Origin of the sequence: Aeromonas sp. 601039, from assembly GCF_049174415.1 — a bacterium.
GTDB lineage: Bacteria > Pseudomonadota > Gammaproteobacteria > Enterobacterales > Aeromonadaceae > Aeromonas > Aeromonas veronii_A.
This window is the reverse complement of record NZ_JAAKTL010000004.1, coordinates 139,523-157,874: the sequence shown is the minus strand read 5'-3', so window position 1 is coordinate 157,874 and position 18,352 is coordinate 139,523. Positions and strand designations below refer to the sequence as shown.

Genomic DNA, 18,352 nt, shown 5'->3' with positions numbered 1-18,352 from the left:
TCATTTTCACTTAGGTGATAGGCAGGGCATTGCAGGAACACATCGATACGCTGGTTGCGCGTTATGACGACATTACCCGTCTCAAGACGCAACGGGCGTTAGGTCTCATGAGTCGCTACGGGCAGCAGGTATTCCAACTGCTGCCCGTCATGCTGCACTTCAATCACCCCCTGCTCCCCGGTTATGTCTCCGGTGATGTTCCTCATGGCATCTGGAGCTTCAGCGCCAGCGCCGAGCAGCAAGCCTTTATCGATGACCTCTGTCGCAACGCCAACTGTCAGAGCGGCCTGGCAACCCATGATCGAGCCATTCAGGGGCTCTACTCCATGGGCAGCACCTCCTCCATCGGCCAGTGCTGTCACTCCGATCTCGATATCTGGGTTTGCCACGTGGCTGGCTTGTCGCAGGAGCGGCTCGCCCTGCTGGAGCAGAAGTGCCGGTTGCTCTCCAAGTGGGCGGAGCAGCGCGGGGTCGACCTCAACTTCTTCCTGATCCCCGAAGACAAGTTCCGCCAGACCAACGATGCCGAGATGCAGGGAGAGAGCTGTGGCAGCGCCCAGCACCTGCTGCTGCTTGACGAGTTCTACCGCAGCGCCATGCGTATCGCGGGCAAACGCTTGATCTGGTATCTGGTGCCCACCGAGTGTGATGATCACTACGACGACTATGTGAACGGGTTGTTCGAGAGTGGCAAGCTCAGGCAGGATGACTGGCTCGATCTCGGCAGTTTTGACCGGATTCCGGCGGAGGAGTATTTCGGCTCTGCCCTGTGGCAGCTCTACAAGGGGATCGATTCCCCCTATAAGGCGGTGCTCAAGTCGGTGCTGATGGAGGCTTATTCCCACGAGTACCCCAACACCCGGTTGCTATCGATGATCAGCCGCGACTGGTTTCAGCACAACGAGGGGATGCACTACCGGCTCGACAACTATTGTCTGATGCTGGACAAGGTGACCAATTACCTCAAGTCCATCGGCGACATGGCGCGACTCGATCTGGTGCGCCGCTGCTTCTACCTCAAGGTGTGCGATGGCCTCAGTCATCCCAAGGATGATCACTCTCCCGAGTGGCGCCGCGAGCAGATGAGCCAACTGGTCTCCTACTGGGGTTGGAGCCAGGATAAACTGTACCACCTCGATCATCGCCACGAGTGGAAGGTCGAGGAGGTGAAGATCGCCCATGCCGAGTTGCTGGAGGCCCTGATGCAGAGCTACCGCAACCTGATCCAGTTCGCCCGTCGCAACAACATCAGCGAGTCGATCAACCCGGAAGATATCGGCATCCTGTCGCGTAAACTATACGCCGCGTTCGAGAGCCTGCCGGGCAAGGTGCAGCGGGTGAACCTCAAGATCGCGCCGGATCTGAGCGAGCCCGACCTTAGCTTCGTGCAGGTGCCCCACGGTCGCCTCAACCGCGCCGGCTGGTATCTCTACAAACATTCGCTGGAGCCGGTGGACATCATTGGTCGCGCGCCGCTCGAGTTCAACGGCTACATCAGCAAGCTGGTCTCCTGGGCCTACTTCAACGATCTGCTGACCCCCCAGTCGCGGGTGCACCTGTTCAATCAGGGCTCGGATCTGCACATCGACAATCTGCACCAGTTCTGCCGCGATCTCTCCGGCTGCTTCCCCGAGAAGTACCCGCTGGCCACCAACCTGGCGCTCAGTCGGCCGTGCGAGATCCGTCAGCTCTCCATCTTCCTCAACCTGGAGATGGACCCGACCAGCCACTGGGTCGGTCAGGTGATCGAATTTGACGCCAATACAGTGGATGTCTTCTCGTTCGGTCGCAATCAGGAGTGTCTGGTCGGTTCGGTGGATCTGGTCTATCGCAACTCCTGGAGCGAGATCCGTACTCTGCACTTCCAGGGGGATGAAGCTGTGGTCGATGCCCTCACCACCATCCTCGGCAAGATGCATCAGGATGCCGCCGCCCCCGAGATGATCGAGGTGTTCTGCTATAGCCAGCACTTCCGATCTCTGGTGCGCTCCCGTTTCCAGAAGCTGGTGGCGGAGTGTATCGATCTGCGCCTTGCCCGCGACAAGCAGCAGCTGGTCAAGACCATGGCCCTTGGCCGCGAGAAGTACGGCATCTTCTTCGAGCGGCGCGGGGTGTCGGTGAAGAAGCTGGAGAACGCCATCGATTTTTACCGTCACATCTCCCACAACAAGCTGGATCACCTGCCGCTGCGGCTCGACAAGACCCACAGCCAGCATCTGCCGAGCATCGTCGATGCCTACGCCAGCGAAGGGTTGGTGCAGTTCTTCTTCGATACCCGGGATGCGGGCACCAACATCTATATCCTCGATGAGGCGAACCGGGTGGAGATCTACCAGCACTTTGCCGGCAACAAGGATGAGCTGGTGGCGGGGGTCAACCGCTTCTACACCTCCAACCACGAGCGGTTCAGCGATGATGGTCAGTTCATCAACTTCAACCTGCCCCAGTACTACGAGATAGTGCAGCAGGGGAGCGAGCTGGCAGTGATCCCCTATCGCAGCCAGGGAGCTCCGCGTGAGCAGGTGTCACCCACTCGTGATGTCGGGTGACCCGCGAGGGTAAGTCGCCATAAAAACGGCCTGCAGATGCAGGCCGTTTGCTTTTGCGGTTGCTCAGGCGCCGAGGCGGGCCAGCAGCCAGCTGCGAATGTCGCCGAGCTGCGGACGGCAGATCTCGTGACGCATCGGGTACTCGTGCCACTCGGGGTCGAGCCCGGCGCTTTCCAGCCGGTTCTTGGCATCCCAACCGAGCGACAGGCTCACCACATCGTCGTAGATGCCGTGCATGTAGCAGATGGGCAGGGCGCGAGCAGCCTCGCTCATCTCGCCGAGCAGCTTGTCGGGGGCAGCCAGATAGGTGGACATGCAGAGCAAGCCCGCCAGCGTAGCCTGATAGCGCAGCGCGGTGAAGGAGGCAATTACCCCGCCCTGTGAGAAGCCTGCCAGCACGATATGCTCGGGGGCAAACCCGTCGGCCACCAGCTGATCCAGCAATGCGGCAATCTGGTCGGCTGATTCACGGACATGGGACTCCACGGCCCGCTCGGCGGGATCCTCGAAGCTCTTGATGTCGTACCAGCCGCGCATCTTGTAGCCCATGTTGATGGTGATGGGGCGCTCGGGGGCATCCGGCAGCAGGTGACGCACCGGCAGCTCGGCGGGCAGATCCAGCGCGTCCACCAGCGGGGCGAGACCGGCGCCGGAATCACCCAGCCCATGCAGCCAGATCACCGCATGACGGGCGCCCTGCGGGTGCAGGTCGATCATGGGAACACTACCTCTTCGCCCGCCTGGGCGGTGCAGGATTGGCTTAACAGCGCCTTGAGCTCGTGGCCGAAGCGGTTGTCGATCCAGGTGTCACCCTGCAGTTCGAAGTGGAAGCCGTTCTCGCGGGTGGCGACCCAAATCTGGTGCAGTGGCTCCTGCTTGTTGATGATGACCTTGGTCTTGTTCTCGAAAGAGAGGGTCAATACGCCGCCGCTGCGTTCGCAGTCGATATCCGGATACCCCTCGTCGAGCGTGTCTTCCACATATTGGAAAAAGGCGTCGGTCAGGGCGTGATACTCGTGATCCTTCATCGGTTTATCCTGTTGCTTTTAACAATGTGAGTGCGATTATAGAGGGCCAAAAATTTTTTCGCAGCGAACCATTATGATCACCCAGTTCACCAAGTGTCTGCTTGCCACTCTTCTGTCCCTCGGGTTGGCCGCGTGCGGTCTGAAGGGGCCGCTCTATATGCCGCCCCCCGAGCAGCCACAGAGCCAGAGTACACCGCAAGCAGCGCCGCCTGCGACCACTGAGGCTGCCACCGAGGCCGCGCCGCACTAATGCCGCACCCATTCTAGGAAGGAACCGCCCCCTTGGATCACTTTAACTACGACGCCGACGGCCAGCTTCAGGCCGAGCAAACCCCGCTGCAACAGCTTGCCGAGCAGTACGGTACCCCGCTTTACGTCTACTCCCGTGCGACCCTCGAGCGCCACTGGCACGCCTTCGACAAGGCCGCTGGCGATATTCCCCATCTGATCTGCTATGCGGTGAAGGCCAACTCTAACCTGGCGCTGCTCAACCTGCTGGCCCGTCTGGGCTCGGGGTTTGACATCGTCTCCGGTGGCGAGCTGTCGCGGGTACTGGCGGCGGGCGGTGATCCGGCCAAAGTGGTCTTCTCCGGGGTCGCCAAGAGTGAAGCGGAGATGCGCCTCGCGCTGGATAAAGAGATCCTCTGCTTCAATCTGGAGTCGGAAGCCGAGCTGGAGCGCCTCAATCGGGTGGCGGGCAGCATGGGCAAGAAGGCTCGCGTCTCGGTGCGGGTCAATCCGGATATCGATGCCGGTACTCACCCCTATATATCCACCGGCCTCAAGCAGAACAAGTTCGGCATTCCCATCGAGCTGGCGCCAGCCATCTATCGCAAGGCGGCCGCGATGGCGAACATCGAGATCGTCGGGGTGGATTGCCATATCGGCTCGCAACTCACTGAATTGAATCCCTTTATGGAAGCGGCTGACAAGTTGCTGCGGCTGATCGACGGTCTGGCAGCGGAAGGCATTCATATCCATCATCTGGACGTGGGGGGGGGTCTGGGGGTCAACTACGGTTCCGAGCAGCCGCCCCATCCGACCGAGTACGCCGAAGCGCTGAAGCAGAAGCTGGCGGGCCGGGATCTGACCCTGCTGTTCGAGCCGGGCCGCGCCATCGTCGCCAATGCCGGCGTGCTGCTGACCCGGGTCGAGTACCTGAAGCCGGGCGAGACCCGCAACTTCGCGCTGATCGATGCCGGCATGAACGACATGCTGCGCCCTTCGCTCTACGGCGCCTGGATGAACATCATCGAGGTGGATAGCCGTGCCGGCCATGCTCCCGCGCTCTATGACGTGGTGGGCCCGGTGTGCGAGACCGGCGACTTCCTCGGCAAGGAGCGCACCCTGGCCATTGCCGAGGGCTCCCTGCTGGCGGTGCGTTCGGCCGGAGCCTACGGCTTTACCATGTCATCCAACTACAACACCCGTCCGCGCGCAGCCGAAGTGCTGGTGGATGGTGCCAAGGCGCACCTGATCCGCGAGCGTGAGCAGTTGGCCGATCTCTGGCGCGGTGAGCACCTGCTGCCCTGATGGCGCAGGCTGGGACAATGATTTCATAACGGTTGACGGTGAGTTTTTACAGCCCTAACAGCACAGGAATGCACGATGTTGACAGATTGTTCCAGGATGCATGGGGCTTTGGACAACTACTTCATGGCGTTTAGCGACCCTTGGTTCGGTGAATTTTTACAGCCCTAACAGCACAGGAATGCACGATGTTGATAGATTTTTCCAAGATGCATGGCTTGGGCAACGACTTCATGGTGGTGGATGGCGTCACCCAGAAGGTATTTTTCAGCAATGACGTCATCAAGAAGCTGGCAGATCGCCACTTCGGGATCGGCTTTGACCAGCTGCTGCTGGTGGAGCCGCCCTATGACCCTGAACTCGACTTTCACTATCGCATTTTCAATGCCGATGGCAGCGAGGTGGAGCAGTGTGGCAACGGTGCCCGCTGTTTTGCCCGTTTCGTGCGTCTCAAGGGGCTGATAAACCGGGATCGCATCGCGGTCAGCACCGCCCGGGGTCGCATCGTGTTGCAGCTGGAGGGGGAGAACCAGGTCACGGTCAACATGGGTGTTCCCCAGTTTGAGCCGGGCAAGATCCCGTTCCGGGCCCAGAAGGCAGAGAAAACCTATCTGTTGCGGGCGCAGGAGCATACCGTGATGTGTGGCGTGGTCTCCATGGGCAATCCCCACTGCGTCATCGAAGTGCCTTCGGTCGCCGATGCGCCGGTCGAAACGCTGGGTGCCATCATGGAGCGCCACGAGCGTTTTCCCGAGCGGGTCAACGTCGGCTTCATGGAGATGGTCAACGCCACCGAGATCAAACTGCGTGTATTCGAGCGGGGCTGTGGCGAGACCCTGGCCTGCGGCACCGGTGCCTGTGCGGCGGCGGTGATTGGCATCAGTCAGGGCAAGCTCAAGGAGCGGGTCACCGTCAGTCTGCCGGGCGGCAAGCTGACCATCGCCTGGAAGGGGCCGGGCCAGCCGGTCTACATGACAGGCCCCGCCGAGCATGTGTTTGACGGCCAGATAGAGGTTTAGCCGATAAAGGTTCAGGTACGGGGGGCGCTGGCCCCCTTTGCCCATGATGTCGGGGCAGCGAGCCCCATTTCTCTGATGGATCAACCAATTTATGAGCGAACTCAAACGGCAGGAGCAATCGGTGGATGAAGCCACTGTGCTGGAGTACCTGGCCCGTTATCCCGAGTTTTTCCAACGCCATGCCGCCGTGCTGGACCGGATCCGCATTCCCCATGAACGCAAAGGGTCGGTCTCGCTGGTCGAGCGCCAGCTGGAGCGTCAGCGCGAGCGGATCGAACAGCTGGAGCAGGAGATCACCGAATTGATGGGGATCGCCAGCGAAAACGAGCGGATCTTCCGGGTCTATGCCGATCTCTACGGCGAGCTGTACGGCTGCCAGACCCTGTTCGAGGTAAGTGCCGTGATGGGCAAGGCCTTTGTCCAGCGGCTGCGCCTGACCGGGCTGCGGCTCTGGCTCAATCCCAAGAAGTTTGCCCTGAGCGGGCCCGAGCAGCGCTTTCTGGCGCAGGGCAAGCAGCTCGAATCCCTGCTGGGTCAGCGTCTGCCGGGGCAGGATTACTACTTTGGCCGCCTGAGCCAGAGCGAGAAGCAGGCGCTGTTTGGCCATGATGTGCTGGTCAACTCGGTGGCCCTGATGCGGCTCGGCGATCTCGGTGTGCTGGCCTTCGCCAGCTCGGATCCCGGCCACTTTACTCCCCACAACGACACCCTGCTGCTGGGCCAACTGGGGCGCCTGCTGCAACTGCGTCTGCCCGAGTTGACTCATGGCTAGAACACCGGCCAAGGCGCCTGCCAAAGCACCCGTCATCGCACCGCCACTGCCTGCGGCACTGGCGGACGAGCTGGCGGCCTTTATCGAATACCTGAGGGTCGAGCGTCAGCTCAGCCCTCATACCCGCAATAACTATCAAGCCCATCTGGAGGCGATGACCGCCGAGCTGGTGGCCCTCGGGCTCACTGATTGGGGTCGGCTCGAGGCGAGTCAGGTGCGCACTCTGGTGACCCGGATGCACAAGGGGGGCCTTGCTCCTCGTTCCCTTTCCACCAAGGTCTCGGCCCTGCGCAGCTTTTGCGACTGGCAGGTGCGGCAGGGGCGGCTCACCGCCAATCCGGCTCGCGGTATCGTCACCCCCAAACAGGGGCGGCCGCTGCCGAAAAACCTCGATGTGGACGAGATGCACCAGCTGCTCAACATTACCGACGAGCAGGATCCGCTGGCGGTGCGGGATCGCGCCATCATGGAGCTGATGTACTCTTCAGGGCTGCGTCTGGCCGAGCTGGTGGGGATCAATCTGGTGGATCTGAAGCTCGACGACCGCCAGCTCAAGGTGACCGGCAAGGGCTCGCGGGAGCGGGTGCTGCCCATCGGCCGGATGGCGGTCGAGTGGCTGCAGAAGTGGCTCAAGGTGCGCCCGCTGCTGGCCGGGGATGAGAGCGAGGCGCTGTTTGTCTCCAACCGCAAGCAGCGGCTGTCGGCGCGCTCGGTGCAGGCCCGCCTCGATGGCTGGGGCAACAAGCAGGCGCTTAACTCCCACGTCCATCCCCACAAGCTGCGCCACAGCTTCGCCACCCATATGCTGGAGTCTTCCGGCGATCTCCGGGCGGTTCAGGAGCTGCTGGGACATGCCGACCTCTCCACCACCCAGATCTATACCCACCTCGACTTCCAGCATCTGGCCAAGGTTTACGACAGCGCCCACCCCAGGGCCAAGCGTGACCCGGATGCGCAGGACGATGAATAACGGGCCCTGAGCCCCGTTGCAGAGGATAGTCCATGCACTTCTATCGCCGCTGGCAGCCGGTTGCTGCCATCTCGTTTGACCTCGATGACACCCTCTATGACAACGGCCCCGCCATCGTGCGGGCCGAGCAGTGGATGTTGAGCCATCTGCGCAGCGAATATCTGGCGACAGCCATGCTCGACAAGCCACGCTGGCTGGAGCTAAAACGCGCTGTGTTGCTGGCCAACCCCGGGCTGCGCCACGATGTCAGCCTGGCGCGCCAGCAGACCATCCGCGCCGCCATGGTCGAGGGGGGGATGGCCGACCAGCAGGCCAGTCGCGAGGCGGAGCAGGTCTTTGCTGCGTTTCTGGCAGAGCGCTCGAAGATCGATGTGAGCGAGTCCACTCATCAGCTGCTGGCCAGATTGGCCGAACGCTACCCGCTGGTGGTCATCACCAACGGCAATCTGGATCTGCTTCAGGCCGGGCTGGATCGCTACTTCACGCTGGTCTGCAAGGCGGGGGCGGGCGCCAGGATGAAACCGGCGCCGGATATGTTTGAGCAGACCCGCAGTGCCCTCAAGCTGCCTGCGCAGCGGATCCTCCATGTGGGGGATCATCCCGAGACCGATGTACTGGGTGCCCGTCTGCATGGCTTTCGCGCCGCCTGGCTCAACGAACGGCAGCAACCGTGGCAACAGCTGCAACTGTTGCCGGACGTGGAGCTGACGGCACTGGAGGAGCTGGCCGAGCTGCTGCTCTGATGGCGCTGGCGGGTGGCCACGCTCAGGCGGTAATGGCTGTCAGCGAATAGCGATATATGGCAAGGGGTTACGCCCGCTATTTGCGACAAATCAACCCGAGCAGGGTGTTGCGATCGCGCTGGTTGACGCGGCAGTAGCTGATGCCGACGGGCAGCGCCTGCTGCAGGGTGATGGCGCTGTTCTGATAGCGGCAGACCAGATAGAGCGGGCGCAGGCTGCTATCGAGCTGGCTCCAGTAGTGGAGCTCGTCGCTGTCGCCATTATCCGGTTTGAGTTGGGCCAGTTCGGCAGGATCTCCATCGAACAGGGCCAGATTATCGAGCCGGTGACTGAGGGTTTCGTCCGGTTTGCCATCGTCATTGCGGGTGAACGCCTGCCAGCCCTGCTGCGGGGTCAGCAGCCGCTGGCGAGTCTCGATGGTGGCGGGACAATCAAATTGCAGGCTGGTGGCAAGGGCCAGGGTTGTCAGTAACATGGCTGCTGTTCTCTCTTCACGTCCTCAACAAGATGCCATGCTACGTCATCTGCCGCCGAACAGCTTCATCAGTTTATCAAGCAGATCAAGCTGTTGTGGTGGCCGTTTCATTGACTCCGCCTCTCGTTCCAGCAGTGCCTGTTGCTCTTGTTGACGGTCACTCAGCACCCGGTAGAGGGGCTCGACCAGTGACTCGCGTTGGGCGACCAGCTCCTGGAACATGCTCTGATTGATGCGATAGGTTTCGACGGTGGCTACCGCCCGCACGGTGAAGGTACTGGGTTCACCGGTGAGCAGGCTCAGTTCCCCGAAGAAGTCACCTGCGCCGAGAGTGCCGAGTTTCAACTCTTTCCCTTCCAGATTAATCAGCATCTCGGCTTCCCCTTTGACCAGTACGAACAGCCAGTTGGAGACCTCTCCCTGCTCAAGCATGATGTCACCGCTGACAAAGGGGGCAAACTTCACCTGGTCCGCCAGTCTGATCAACTCATCCTCCTGCAACATGGCAAACAGAGGTAACTTGCGCAGGGTCGCGGTGCGTTCGACCGTGTGGCGTTTGTGGCGGGCATCCAGGTGCTGCTTCTCCTTGGCCATAAAGACATTGAAGATCGGTGGGGTAAGGCGGCGATCGTTGCGACGCAGGGCGGCATCGATCAGGCTGCGTACCATGGAGTCGGTCGGATCATCGCGAGCCAGATCGGTCAGCCAGTAGCGCACTGCATAGCGGGCAATCCCCCCCTCGACATTCATCAGCAGACAGTCCGGTTGGGGATGCTTGGCGACGCAGGGGAGCTTGGTCTCTCGCAGGGATTTCTCGATCAGGGCGATGATCTGGGTCGGCAGGGTATCCAGGGTCAGATCGAACCAGACCCAGCGTCGCCACTGCAGCGGCTCGCCACGGCGACGCCCGAGCACGGTGAAGCGCTGTTTGAGCAGATGGCTGTTGGGGATGACGACGGTCTCCCAGTTGCGGGTCTCGATGGTGGTGGCACGCCAGTTGATCTCCACCACCCGGCCCTGGGTGGTGTCTACTTGCAGCCAGTCCCCGATGGCGATGGAGTTGTCGAGCTGGATGGAGACCCCGGCCAGCAGGTTGCCCAAAGTATCCTGCATGGCGAAGGCGATGACCGCGGTGATCACCGCCGAGGTGGTGACTATCTCCCCGAGCGCCATGCCGGAGGCGTAGAGGCGAAACAGACCCCAGCCGATATAGCCGATGGTGATGACGATGTCGGCGATGATCCGCGGGATGCGGATCTGGCAGAGGGGCAGAAGAAATTCGAACAGCAGTATCCCCCACACTTTTACCAATATCAGGCCCGCCAGCAGGGTGGAGATCTCGATCAGCAATTGATGGGGCAGCGGCAGTTTGAACCAGCCCCCTTCCAACTGGATCAGCAGGATCACGACAGTGCTTATCATCACGAAGCTGAGCTCGGAGAGCAGCTCCCGTCGTTGCCCGGGGCGGCGCCAGAAGTGGAGCAGCATCAGAGAGAGTGTGAGCAGGGTCCAGAACGGGTGTTCGCGGATCCATATCAGTGTGGGTAGCGCAGTGAGGTTGTCGCTGAACATGACGGCCCCTTGTGATGGTTTTATTTCCAGCATAGCCGTTCCGGCACGGGGAAATGGTGCGTTGGGGCAGCAATTTATTTATCCTGTGCAGAACCGGGCAAAGGAGTGCGATTGAGTGAAATTTTCAAAGAAAATCATCTGTTTGATGGCCCTGTTGCCACTGGCTGGCTGCGATCTGCTGGTCGAGAAGTATCGGGTCGAATTCCGGGATGGCTCCTGGCGTGAAATAGCTATTACCCCCTTCTCCAGCGAGGCGCGCTGGCGCGAGGGGTGTGCCACCGGCGAGGTGCTGAGCGATATGAAGGTGCCCATCAAACGGGGTGATACGGTCAATGGCCGCGAGCAGTTGCTGATCGGCGGCGAGAAGTTCGAGCTGGATGACAACAACCTCTACCGCAGCAACGGCATGGTGTTTGGCCATTCGCCTGATCATATCCAGCGTGGGCTCAAGGGGATGGATATTTGCCGTACCCTGCGCCCCGAGCGGGGCGGATTGCCCAAGCTCAAGGCGCGAGGATTTGGTGAATAAGCGTTAACGATTATCTCTCTGACGGCGTCGGCAGGCGTCACCAAAGGCCTGGAAGATCTTGATGGAGTGAGGATTCTCGCTGGCTTTCCACTCCGGGTGCCACTGTACTGCCAGCAGGAAAGGGGAGAGGGTAGGGGCATGGATGGCCTCGACCAGTCCATCTTCGGCATGGGCCAGCGGCTCTAGGCCATCACCAAGACGGTTTAGCCCCTGTCCATGCAGGGAGTTGACCGGTATCTGTTCAGCCCCCATCAGTTCGGCAAACCAGCTGCCCGGCAGCAGCTCAATCTGATGGCTTGGCCCATACTGTTCGTCGACCGGATCGTCGGCATCTTCCCGATGATCGTCATAACCCGGTTCGGTGTAGACCTTCTGGTGGATATCGCCGCCCAGTGCCACGTTGATCTCCTGCATGCCGCGACAGATCCCGAGGATCGGCAAGCCACGGGCGAGGGCTCCCTTAATGAGGGGCAGATCGAACAGGTCGCGATCCCTGTCCTGCTGTTTCTCCGGGGTGAGGTTCTCCTGTCCGTAAAGCGCCGGATCGATGTTGGAGCCGGCGCCGCTCAGATAGATGCCGTCAGCCAGATCCAGATACTGCTTCAGATCGGCGGTGCCACAGCAGGTGGGCACCAGCAGCGGGACACAGCCACTGATCTCGACCAGCGGCATGATGTATTTGTGGGTCATTACCTGATAGGCGTGGCCGTTGCGGGGCTGGGCCCCCATGGTCATCAGCACGACGGGTTTACGGTTGGTGACGAGTATGGAATTTGGCATAGAACACCCTGATTATCCCTGGCGTTGAAGTCTCATCCTGCACCTTGGGCAGACCCTTGCACATCGGCTGGGCAAGGGCATGCCTCAAGGTATGGTCATGGGATCCCGCGTCTTACCGGGTGGCAGAATCGAATCGTCGGTCAGCCTCGGCAGCGACAGCCTGGATCCTCTCCCCAGTCTGCCAAGGCTGTTCAATATGTCAAACAAAATGATGCAAGATTGTTAATGCCATAGTTTTGAATGGTTCTTTAGTGCCGATTTTACTGGGAAAAACGGATAGGGATGTATGCCAAGAACACCAGAGTGGTGGATATATTAAACGCACAGGGAGGGGGTAGGGGAAAAGGCATCAAGATAAACACGCCTCCGCGAGGGGAGGCGTGTTTCGGGGATCACAGCAGGTCTTCGATCTCGCCGCGCAGATACTGGTACATCTCGCGGTAGGCGACCGGCGGCTTGTTCAGCTCCCGCTCCTTGTTGGCGGAGCGGATCAGCTGGCGCAGCTTCTGGCGATCCAGTTCGTGGAACTGGGACATCAGCTCGTTGAGGGCGCTGTCACCTTCGGTGATCAGGCGCTCGCGCCACTGCTCCAGGCGATGCAGGCGCGCATTCACGGTGGAGTGACGGTTCTTGATGATGGAGAGCGCTTCGGCAATCGGCTCGATATCGCGGCTGCGCATCAGGCGGCCGATGAACTGCAGATGGCGACGGAAGGACTCATCCTTCTTCGGCTTGAGTTTGCGACCCAGCTCGACAGCTTCTGCAAGCTCTTCATCCAACGGGATTTTTTCCAGCTCGCTGTGGCTGAGGGAGACGATCTCTTCCCCCATTTTCTGCAATGCTTCGGCATCGCGCTTGAGCTGGCTCTTGCTGGGGCCCCAGTCTTCGAACTCGTTGTCGTCTTGATATTGACTCATCGGTCTCTTGATTCCTGTCATTCACGTTTGGCGGATATGTTACCAGCTTCTCCCGCTGGGCGCAGGGGTCTGATATGCTTACCCCCCTTTCCTTCTTTCATACAGATGTGAGTTATGGATCAGCAAGACCAAATCCGCCAGGATCAAGCCCATCTCGAGGCCGTGGTTGCCGAAGCCCTGGAGATAGCCAAAGGACTGGGCGCCTCGCTGGCCGAAGTCTCCATCAGCAAGCAGACCGGGTTGTCGGTGAACACCCGGGGTTGTGAACTAGAAAGCATTGAATTCAATAAGGATGGCGCCCTCGGCATCGCCGTCTATCGCGATGGTTGCAAGGGATCTTCCTCGACCACCGATCTGAGCAAACCCGCCATTCGTGCCGCCGTTGAAGCGGCCATCGAGATTGCCCGCCACACCTCGGCGGATGATTGCGCCGGTCTGGCGGACGCCGAGCTGCTGGCCTGGGATGCCCCCGACCTGCAACTGTGTCACCAAATCGAGCTGGATCCCCAGCGCGGCATCGATCTGGCCATCGAGTGCGAACGACTCGCTCTGGGTCGCGATATCCGTATCAAGCACTCCGACGGTGCCGGTTTCTCCAGCCATCTTGGCATCAAGGTCTATGGTAACAGCCACGGCTTCGTCAAAGGCTACGCGGCGTCGCGTAACTCCCTTAGCTGCGTGCTGATCGGCGAGCAGGATGGCGACATGCAGCGGGATTACGGCTACTCCTCCAGCCGTTCCCTCGACGGGCTCTGGAGCGCGCAGCGCATCGCCGACGAGGCGGTGGAGCGTACCGTCTCCCGTCTCGGCGCCCGCAAGATTTCTACCCGCCATGCCCCTGTGCTGTTCCACCCCGATACTGCCTCCGGCCTGTGGGGCCATCTGGTAATGGCCATCAGCGGGGGCAACCTCTATCGCAAGTCGAGCTTCCTGCTCGACAAGTTGGGCAAGCAGATCCTGCCAGAGTGGCTCACCATTCAGGAGTTCCCTCACCTGCTGGGCGGGCTCGCCAGTACTCCGTTTGATGGGGAAGGGGTGCGTACCTGCGATATGGATATCATCCGTAACGGCGAGCTGATGAGCTGGCTGCTTACCTCCTACTCCGCTCGCAAGCTGGGGTTGACCACCACGGGTCACGCTGGTGGCATCCACAACTGGCAGGTTTCCAATACCGGCCAGGATTTTCAGGGCATGCTGAAAGAGATGGGCACCGGCCTGTTGGTGACCGAGCTGATGGGGCAGGGGGTCAATATCGTCAATGGCGACTACTCCCGCGGCGCCGCCGGTTTCTGGGTCGAGAATGGCGAGATAGCCTATCCGGTCGAGGAGATCACCATCGCCGGCAATCTGGCCGAGATGTTCAGCCACATCGTGGCGGTGGGCCGTGACGAGGATGAGCGCTCCAGTCTCAAGACCGGCTCGGTGCTGGTAGAGAATATGAAGCTGGCGGGTCACTGATCGCCGCTGCAGCGAGATCGATATCCATAAAAAGAGGGCCGCAATCGCGGCCCTCTGTCTTATTTGCCTGGCGGATTAACCGGCCTTGACGCTGCGGCGACGCTGCAGCCAGACGATCACCCCGAACAGCAGGAAGCCCGGGATCCACATCCACTCCTTGCGCCAGCGATCGGTGGGCGCCTTGACGGTGAGGATCTCCTGATCGAACTCCAGCCCCATGGTGGCGGCCGGGCTGCCAAAGGCGACGTTGTCGATCAGCGTTTTGCCATCTTGCTCATAGAGGCTCAGCCCCAGATTGGCCAGCCGCTCTTCGCCATTTGCCCCATCCGGTACGGCGACCAGCAGGGTGAACTTGCGTGGCTTGCCCACTGCATCTTCACCGAGGATCCGCAGCCGCAGGGTGCTCTCCGCCTCCACTTCACCCATGGTTTGGGCCAGCTGGGCAGGCGGGGTCTCGCGATAGGGGTCGTGCACCATGTCCATCCAGAAACCCGGGCGGAACAGGGTAAAGGCGACCAGCAACAGCAGCACGCTCTCGTACCAGCGGCTCTTCACCAGGAACCAGCCCTGAGTGGCGGCGGCGAAGATCAGCATGGCGATGGTCGCCACGATGAAGATCAGCACCCCGTGGGCGAAGTCCACGTCGATCAGCAGCAGATCGGTGTTGAAGATAAACAGGAACGGCAGCGCTGCGGTACGCAGGCTGTAGTAAAACGCCGTGATCCCGGTCTTGATGGGGTCGCCCTTGGAGACAGCCGCTGCCGCGAAGGAGGCCAGTCCCACCGGCGGCGTCACATCCGCCATGATGCCGAAGTAGAATACGAACAGGTGCACTGCGATAAGCGGCACGATCAGCCCGTTTTGCTGCCCCAGCGTCACCACCACTGGTGCCAGCAGGCTGGACACCACGATGTAGTTGGCAGTGGTGGGCAGCCCCATGCCGAGGATCAGGCTCAACAGGGCGGTGAGCAGCAGCATCAGCAGCAGGTTGCCCATGGAGAGGAACTCCACCAGATCCGCCAGCACCAGACCGACCCCGGTCTGGGAGACCGCACCCACGATAATCCCCGCGGTGGCGGTGGCAATGCCGATACCGATCATGTTGCGGGCACCGGCGACCAGCCCTTCCCGCAGATCCACCACGCCGTCAGCGACGGTGCCGTAGTCGTGCTTGCCGTCCTTGCGCAGCCAGTTGAGCAGCGGGCGCTGGGTCAGCAGGATGATCACCAGCATCACGGTCCCCCAGAAGGCCGACAGCCCCGGCGAGAGCCGCTCCACCATCAGGCACCACACCAGTACCACCACCGGCAGCAGGAAGTGCAGGCCGGAGAGCAGCACGGCGCGGGTGTTGGGCAATTCGGTGAGCGGCTTGTCGGGATCTTCGGCAGGCAGCGGTTCATTGCTGGCGGCGATCTTCAACAGGGCCACATAGGTGGCAGCCAGCAGTACCGAGATCCCCGGCAGGGCGTAGTCACCCAGTGCAGGTTTGAGCCAGCCGAGGCCATAGTAGACCGCCAGTGACAGGCCGCTGATGAGGGCCGCGCCAAAGGCAAAACCGGTCAGGCGACGCAGCCAGGGTTTGGGTTGATGGTTGCCGATGGGCTGCATGCCCAGTTTCAGCGCCTCCAGATGGACGATGTAGAGCAGCGCTATGTAGGAGATGGTGGCAGGCAGGAAGGCGTGCTTGATGATCTCCACATAGGGGATGCCCACGTATTCGACCATCAGGAAAGCCGCAGCCCCCATCACGGGTGGCATGATCTGGCCGTTGACCGAGGAGGCTACTTCCACCGCCCCCGCTTTCTCTGAACTGAAGCCCACCTTCTTCATCATCGGGATGGTGAAGGTACCGGTGGTCACCACGTTGGCAATCGACGAGCCGGAAATCAGACCGGTCAGGCCGGAGGCGACCACTGCCGCCTTGGCGGGGCCGCCGCGCAGGTGGCCGAGCAGGCTGAAGGCGAGCTGGATAAAGTAGTGACCGGCACCGGCCCGTTCCAGCAGGGCGCCGAACAGCACGAACAGGAACACGAAGCTGGTGGAGACGCCAAGGGCAATGCCAAACACCCCTTCGGTGGTGATCCACTGGTGGTTGGCCAGCGCGGTGAAACCTACCCCGCGGTGTGCCAGCAGTCCCGGCATCCAGGGGCCCGCCAGACTGTAGATCAGAAAGACGATGGCGATGACCGCCAGTGCCGGCCCCAGGGCGCGGCGCGCCGCTTCCAGCAGCAGCGGAATGCCGATGCAGGCGGTCACCAGATCGGCGGTGGTGAGGGTGCCGGGACGCAGCGCCAGTGCTTCATACATCACGAACAGGTAAGAGGCGGCGCCAGCAGCGATCAGACCGAGGGCGATATCGCCGAGGGGAACCCGATCCCGCGGCGAGGAGCGAAATGCCGGGAACACCAGAAAAGCCAGCAACAGGGCGAAGGTGAGGTGAATGGAGCGGGTTTCGGTGTCATTGAGTACGCCAAACCCCACCATGAAGGGGAGTGGCGAGGCGATCCAGAGCTGGAACAGGGACCAGGCCAGCGCCAGCGCGGTGATGAGCCAGCCCATGATGCCCAGCGGCAGGCGAGCGCCCACATCCTGGGCGATCAGTTCCTCGGTAGAGAGTTGTTTATCTTGCATAGGGTTAACTTGTGCCAACGAGTACAACAAGAGCGACACCCGCCCCCGCAATCAGGCGGCGGACGGGTGTCGAAGAGAGTGACAAAGGCCCCGGGGCCTTCAATCAGATCCAGCCGCGCTCTTTGTAGTAGCGGGCAGCCCCTTCATGCAGCGGTGCAGAGAGACCCACCTTGATCATGTCGGCCTCTTTCAGGTCGGCAAAGGCAGGGTGCAGGCGCTTGAAGCGATCCAGGTTGTCGAACACCGACTTGACCAGCTGATAGACCACTTCCGGATCGGTTTTGGCGCTGGTGGAGAGCACCGCTTTGCCACCGATGGAGGGGGTCGGCTTGTCGCTGCCCTTGTAGATGCCGCCCGGGATCTCGGCTTTGCTGTAGTAGCTCTTCTCGGCCAGCAGCTTGTCGATGTCGGCGCCGGTCACAGGTACCAGTACTGCATCTGTGGTGGTGGAGGCTTCCTGAATGGCACCGTTCGGGTGACCGACGAAGTAGCTCATGGCGTCGATGTTGTTGTCACCGAGGGCGGAGGCCTGTTCGGCCGGTTTCAGCTCGGAGACCAGACCGAAGTCACCCTTCTTCCAGCCTTTGACCGCCATGATCTCTTCCATGGTGTCACGTTGGCCGGAGCCCGGGTTGCCGATGTTGACGCGCTTGCCCTTCAGATCGTCGAAGCTGGCGATCTTGGCATCGCGGCGAGCCAGGATGGTGAATACCTCGCTCTGCAGGGAGAAGACGGCGCGCATATCGTCCATGGCCCCTTCGGCCTGGAACGGTGGCAGCCCCTTCATCGCCTTGAACTGGTGGTCGGATTGCATGATGCCGAAGTTGAACTCACCGCTGCGGATGCCGTTGACGTTGGCAACACCGCCGCCACTGGCCGGGGCGTTGCACTTGATCTGGTGATCGGCGGCGCCGCGATTGAGGAAGCGGCAGATGGACTGGCCAGCGACATAGTAGACGCCGGTCTGACCGCCGGTGCCTATGGTCACGAAGCGCTCCTGCGCTTGCACCGGACCACCGAATGAAACACCGACCAGAGCCGCCGACAGGGCGCATGCCAAAGTTAATCCTTTCATTTTTTCTCCCTTTTCTTTGATTTTGTTTATCCGATCCCCGGATAAATTGATGGCAATCCCGTTCTGCGCCGGGCTTGCCCGCTCTTCTCGTTGCGCGAAAGCGGGGGAGTTGATTGCCCCCTTTTCCGGCGGTCACCCTCATCCTGTGGTGAGGCTACCGACCTCCTGTCGGTCGAAGATAAATTGGCCCCTGAGGGGCCAAATAAAAAGTTGCAAGCACTCCGATTAAGCACATTCACCCAACATAAATCAAACGAAATGGCAAAATCACGGAGTTTAATCTTGAGAAACATGACCTCGATCA

17 protein-coding genes are annotated in these 18,352 nt (G+C 60.9%); 9 read left to right on the top strand and 8 right to left on the bottom strand.

The features are described from left to right. Positions 1 to 29 precede the first annotated feature (29 nt). A complete protein-coding gene (locus tag G5195_RS05605; RefSeq protein ID WP_216952724.1) occupies positions 30 to 2,549 on the top strand; it encodes a class I adenylate cyclase in 2,520 nt (839 codons plus the stop codon). Between the two features lie 63 nt (positions 2,550 to 2,612). On the opposite strand, the gene G5195_RS05600 is transcribed toward G5195_RS05605, so the two are convergent. Next, entirely contained in the window at positions 2,613 to 3,266 is a 654-nt protein-coding gene (locus G5195_RS05600; protein ID WP_421223075.1) for an alpha/beta hydrolase, read from the bottom strand. Continuing rightward, on the bottom strand, positions 3,263 to 3,577 hold the full coding sequence (cyaY, locus tag G5195_RS05595; RefSeq protein WP_019444859.1) for an iron donor protein CyaY: 315 nt from the start codon (positions 3,575 to 3,577) through the stop codon (positions 3,263 to 3,265). Before cyaY ends, G5195_RS05600 begins: the two co-directional genes overlap by 4 nt. Before the next feature lie 73 nt (positions 3,578 to 3,650). Between cyaY and lptM the strand changes: the two genes are divergently transcribed. The 6 genes from lptM to G5195_RS05565 all read left to right on the top strand — a co-directional run bounded on the left by lptM (position 3,651) and on the right by G5195_RS05565 (position 8,611). Continuing rightward, the gene (gene lptM, locus G5195_RS05590) at positions 3,651 to 3,827 is read left to right on the top strand and encodes an LPS translocon maturation chaperone LptM (RefSeq protein WP_019444858.1); all 177 of its coding nucleotides are present in this window, start codon (positions 3,651 to 3,653) and stop codon (positions 3,825 to 3,827) included. Positions 3,828 to 3,859: 32 nt separating this feature from the next. Further along, positions 3,860 to 5,110: a diaminopimelate decarboxylase gene (gene lysA, locus G5195_RS05585; RefSeq protein WP_421205633.1), complete on the top strand. Its 1,251-nt coding sequence runs from the start codon at positions 3,860 to 3,862 to the stop codon at positions 5,108 to 5,110. Positions 5,111 to 5,295: 185 nt separating this feature from the next. Further along, positions 5,296 to 6,126: a diaminopimelate epimerase gene (gene dapF / locus G5195_RS05580; RefSeq protein WP_005336371.1), complete on the top strand. Its 831-nt coding sequence runs from the start codon at positions 5,296 to 5,298 to the stop codon at positions 6,124 to 6,126. 91 nt (positions 6,127 to 6,217) lie between these two features. After that, on the top strand, positions 6,218 to 6,898 hold the full coding sequence (locus G5195_RS05575; RefSeq protein WP_005336370.1) for a DUF484 family protein: 681 nt from the start codon (positions 6,218 to 6,220) through the stop codon (positions 6,896 to 6,898). Then, positions 6,891 to 7,868, top strand: coding sequence for a tyrosine recombinase XerC (gene xerC, locus G5195_RS05570; RefSeq protein WP_421205631.1), 978 nt, complete (start codon positions 6,891 to 6,893; stop codon positions 7,866 to 7,868). Before G5195_RS05575 ends, xerC begins: the two co-directional genes overlap by 8 nt. Positions 7,869 to 7,900: 32 nt before the next feature. Further along, positions 7,901 to 8,611, top strand: a complete 711-nt coding sequence (locus G5195_RS05565; RefSeq protein ID WP_421223073.1) for an HAD-IA family hydrolase — start codon at positions 7,901 to 7,903, stop codon at positions 8,609 to 8,611. Between the two features lie 76 nt (positions 8,612 to 8,687). Here the strand turns inward: G5195_RS05565 and G5195_RS05560 are convergent, their stop codons facing one another. Both G5195_RS05560 and G5195_RS05555 read right to left on the bottom strand, forming a co-directional pair. Continuing rightward, positions 8,688 to 9,086, bottom strand: coding sequence for an STY0301 family protein (locus tag G5195_RS05560; protein ID WP_421205628.1), 399 nt, complete (start codon positions 9,084 to 9,086; stop codon positions 8,688 to 8,690). Positions 9,087 to 9,131: 45 nt separating this feature from the next. Continuing rightward, positions 9,132 to 10,658: a mechanosensitive ion channel family protein gene (locus G5195_RS05555; protein WP_216954494.1), complete on the bottom strand. Its 1,527-nt coding sequence runs from the start codon at positions 10,656 to 10,658 to the stop codon at positions 9,132 to 9,134. Positions 10,659 to 10,803: 145 nt separating this feature from the next. On the opposite strand from G5195_RS05555, the gene G5195_RS05550 reads away from it, so the two are divergent. Beyond that, entirely contained in the window at positions 10,804 to 11,187 is a 384-nt protein-coding gene (locus tag G5195_RS05550; RefSeq protein WP_227343122.1) for a hypothetical protein, read from the top strand. A gap of 3 nt (positions 11,188 to 11,190) precedes the next feature. Here the strand turns inward: G5195_RS05550 and G5195_RS05545 are convergent, their stop codons facing one another. Next, positions 11,191 to 11,967 (bottom strand): gamma-glutamyl-gamma-aminobutyrate hydrolase family protein, encoded by a 777-nt coding sequence (locus G5195_RS05545; protein WP_421223071.1) that lies wholly within the window; start codon positions 11,965 to 11,967, stop codon positions 11,191 to 11,193. A 392-nt stretch (positions 11,968 to 12,359) separates the two neighbouring features. Further along, positions 12,360 to 12,884: a ribosome biogenesis factor YjgA gene (yjgA, locus tag G5195_RS05540; RefSeq protein ID WP_005336359.1), complete on the bottom strand. Its 525-nt coding sequence runs from the start codon at positions 12,882 to 12,884 to the stop codon at positions 12,360 to 12,362. A gap of 114 nt (positions 12,885 to 12,998) precedes the next feature. On the opposite strand from yjgA, the gene pmbA reads away from it, so the two are divergent. Then, a complete protein-coding gene (gene pmbA, locus G5195_RS05535) occupies positions 12,999 to 14,342 on the top strand; it encodes a metalloprotease PmbA (RefSeq protein WP_216952730.1) in 1,344 nt (447 codons plus the stop codon). A gap of 75 nt (positions 14,343 to 14,417) precedes the next feature. Here the strand turns inward: pmbA and G5195_RS05530 are convergent, their stop codons facing one another. Together G5195_RS05530 and G5195_RS05525 are read right to left on the bottom strand one after the other, a co-directional pair. Then, positions 14,418 to 16,973, bottom strand: a complete 2,556-nt coding sequence (locus G5195_RS05530) for a TRAP transporter permease (protein ID WP_227341536.1) — start codon at positions 16,971 to 16,973, stop codon at positions 14,418 to 14,420. A 103-nt stretch (positions 16,974 to 17,076) separates the two neighbouring features. Continuing rightward, positions 17,077 to 18,048 carry a TAXI family TRAP transporter solute-binding subunit gene (locus G5195_RS05525; protein ID WP_204382487.1) on the bottom strand — a complete coding sequence of 324 codons (972 nt, stop codon included), beginning with the start codon at positions 18,046 to 18,048 and terminating at the stop codon, positions 17,077 to 17,079. Positions 18,049 to 18,352 lie beyond the last annotated feature (304 nt).

Excerpts from the sequence above, each read along its gene's own strand:
- G5195_RS05600 (WP_421223075.1), bottom strand. The coding sequence starts at position 3,266 with ATGATCGACCTGCACCCGCAGGGCGCCCGTCATGCGGTGATCTGGCTG.
- cyaY (WP_019444859.1), bottom strand. The coding sequence starts at position 3,577 with ATGAAGGATCACGAGTATCACGCCCTGACCGACGCCTTTTTCCAATAT.
- lptM (WP_019444858.1), top strand. The coding sequence starts at position 3,651 with ATGATCACCCAGTTCACCAAGTGTCTGCTTGCCACTCTTCTGTCCCTC.
- dapF (WP_005336371.1), top strand. The coding sequence starts at position 5,296 with ATGTTGATAGATTTTTCCAAGATGCATGGCTTGGGCAACGACTTCATG.
- G5195_RS05575 (WP_005336370.1), top strand. The coding sequence starts at position 6,218 with ATGAGCGAACTCAAACGGCAGGAGCAATCGGTGGATGAAGCCACTGTG.
- xerC (WP_421205631.1), top strand. The coding sequence starts at position 6,891 with ATGGCTAGAACACCGGCCAAGGCGCCTGCCAAAGCACCCGTCATCGCA.
- G5195_RS05565 (WP_421223073.1), top strand. The coding sequence starts at position 7,901 with ATGCACTTCTATCGCCGCTGGCAGCCGGTTGCTGCCATCTCGTTTGAC.
- G5195_RS05560 (WP_421205628.1), bottom strand. The coding sequence starts at position 9,086 with ATGTTACTGACAACCCTGGCCCTTGCCACCAGCCTGCAATTTGATTGT.
- G5195_RS05555 (WP_216954494.1), bottom strand. The coding sequence starts at position 10,658 with ATGTTCAGCGACAACCTCACTGCGCTACCCACACTGATATGGATCCGC.
- G5195_RS05550 (WP_227343122.1), top strand. The coding sequence starts at position 10,804 with ATGGCCCTGTTGCCACTGGCTGGCTGCGATCTGCTGGTCGAGAAGTAT.
- G5195_RS05545 (WP_421223071.1), bottom strand. The coding sequence starts at position 11,967 with ATGCCAAATTCCATACTCGTCACCAACCGTAAACCCGTCGTGCTGATG.
- yjgA (WP_005336359.1), bottom strand. The coding sequence starts at position 12,884 with ATGAGTCAATATCAAGACGACAACGAGTTCGAAGACTGGGGCCCCAGC.
- pmbA (WP_216952730.1), top strand. The coding sequence starts at position 12,999 with ATGGATCAGCAAGACCAAATCCGCCAGGATCAAGCCCATCTCGAGGCC.
- G5195_RS05530 (WP_227341536.1), bottom strand. The coding sequence starts at position 16,973 with ATGCAAGATAAACAACTCTCTACCGAGGAACTGATCGCCCAGGATGTG.
- G5195_RS05525 (WP_204382487.1), bottom strand. The coding sequence starts at position 18,048 with ATGAAAGGATTAACTTTGGCATGCGCCCTGTCGGCGGCTCTGGTCGGT.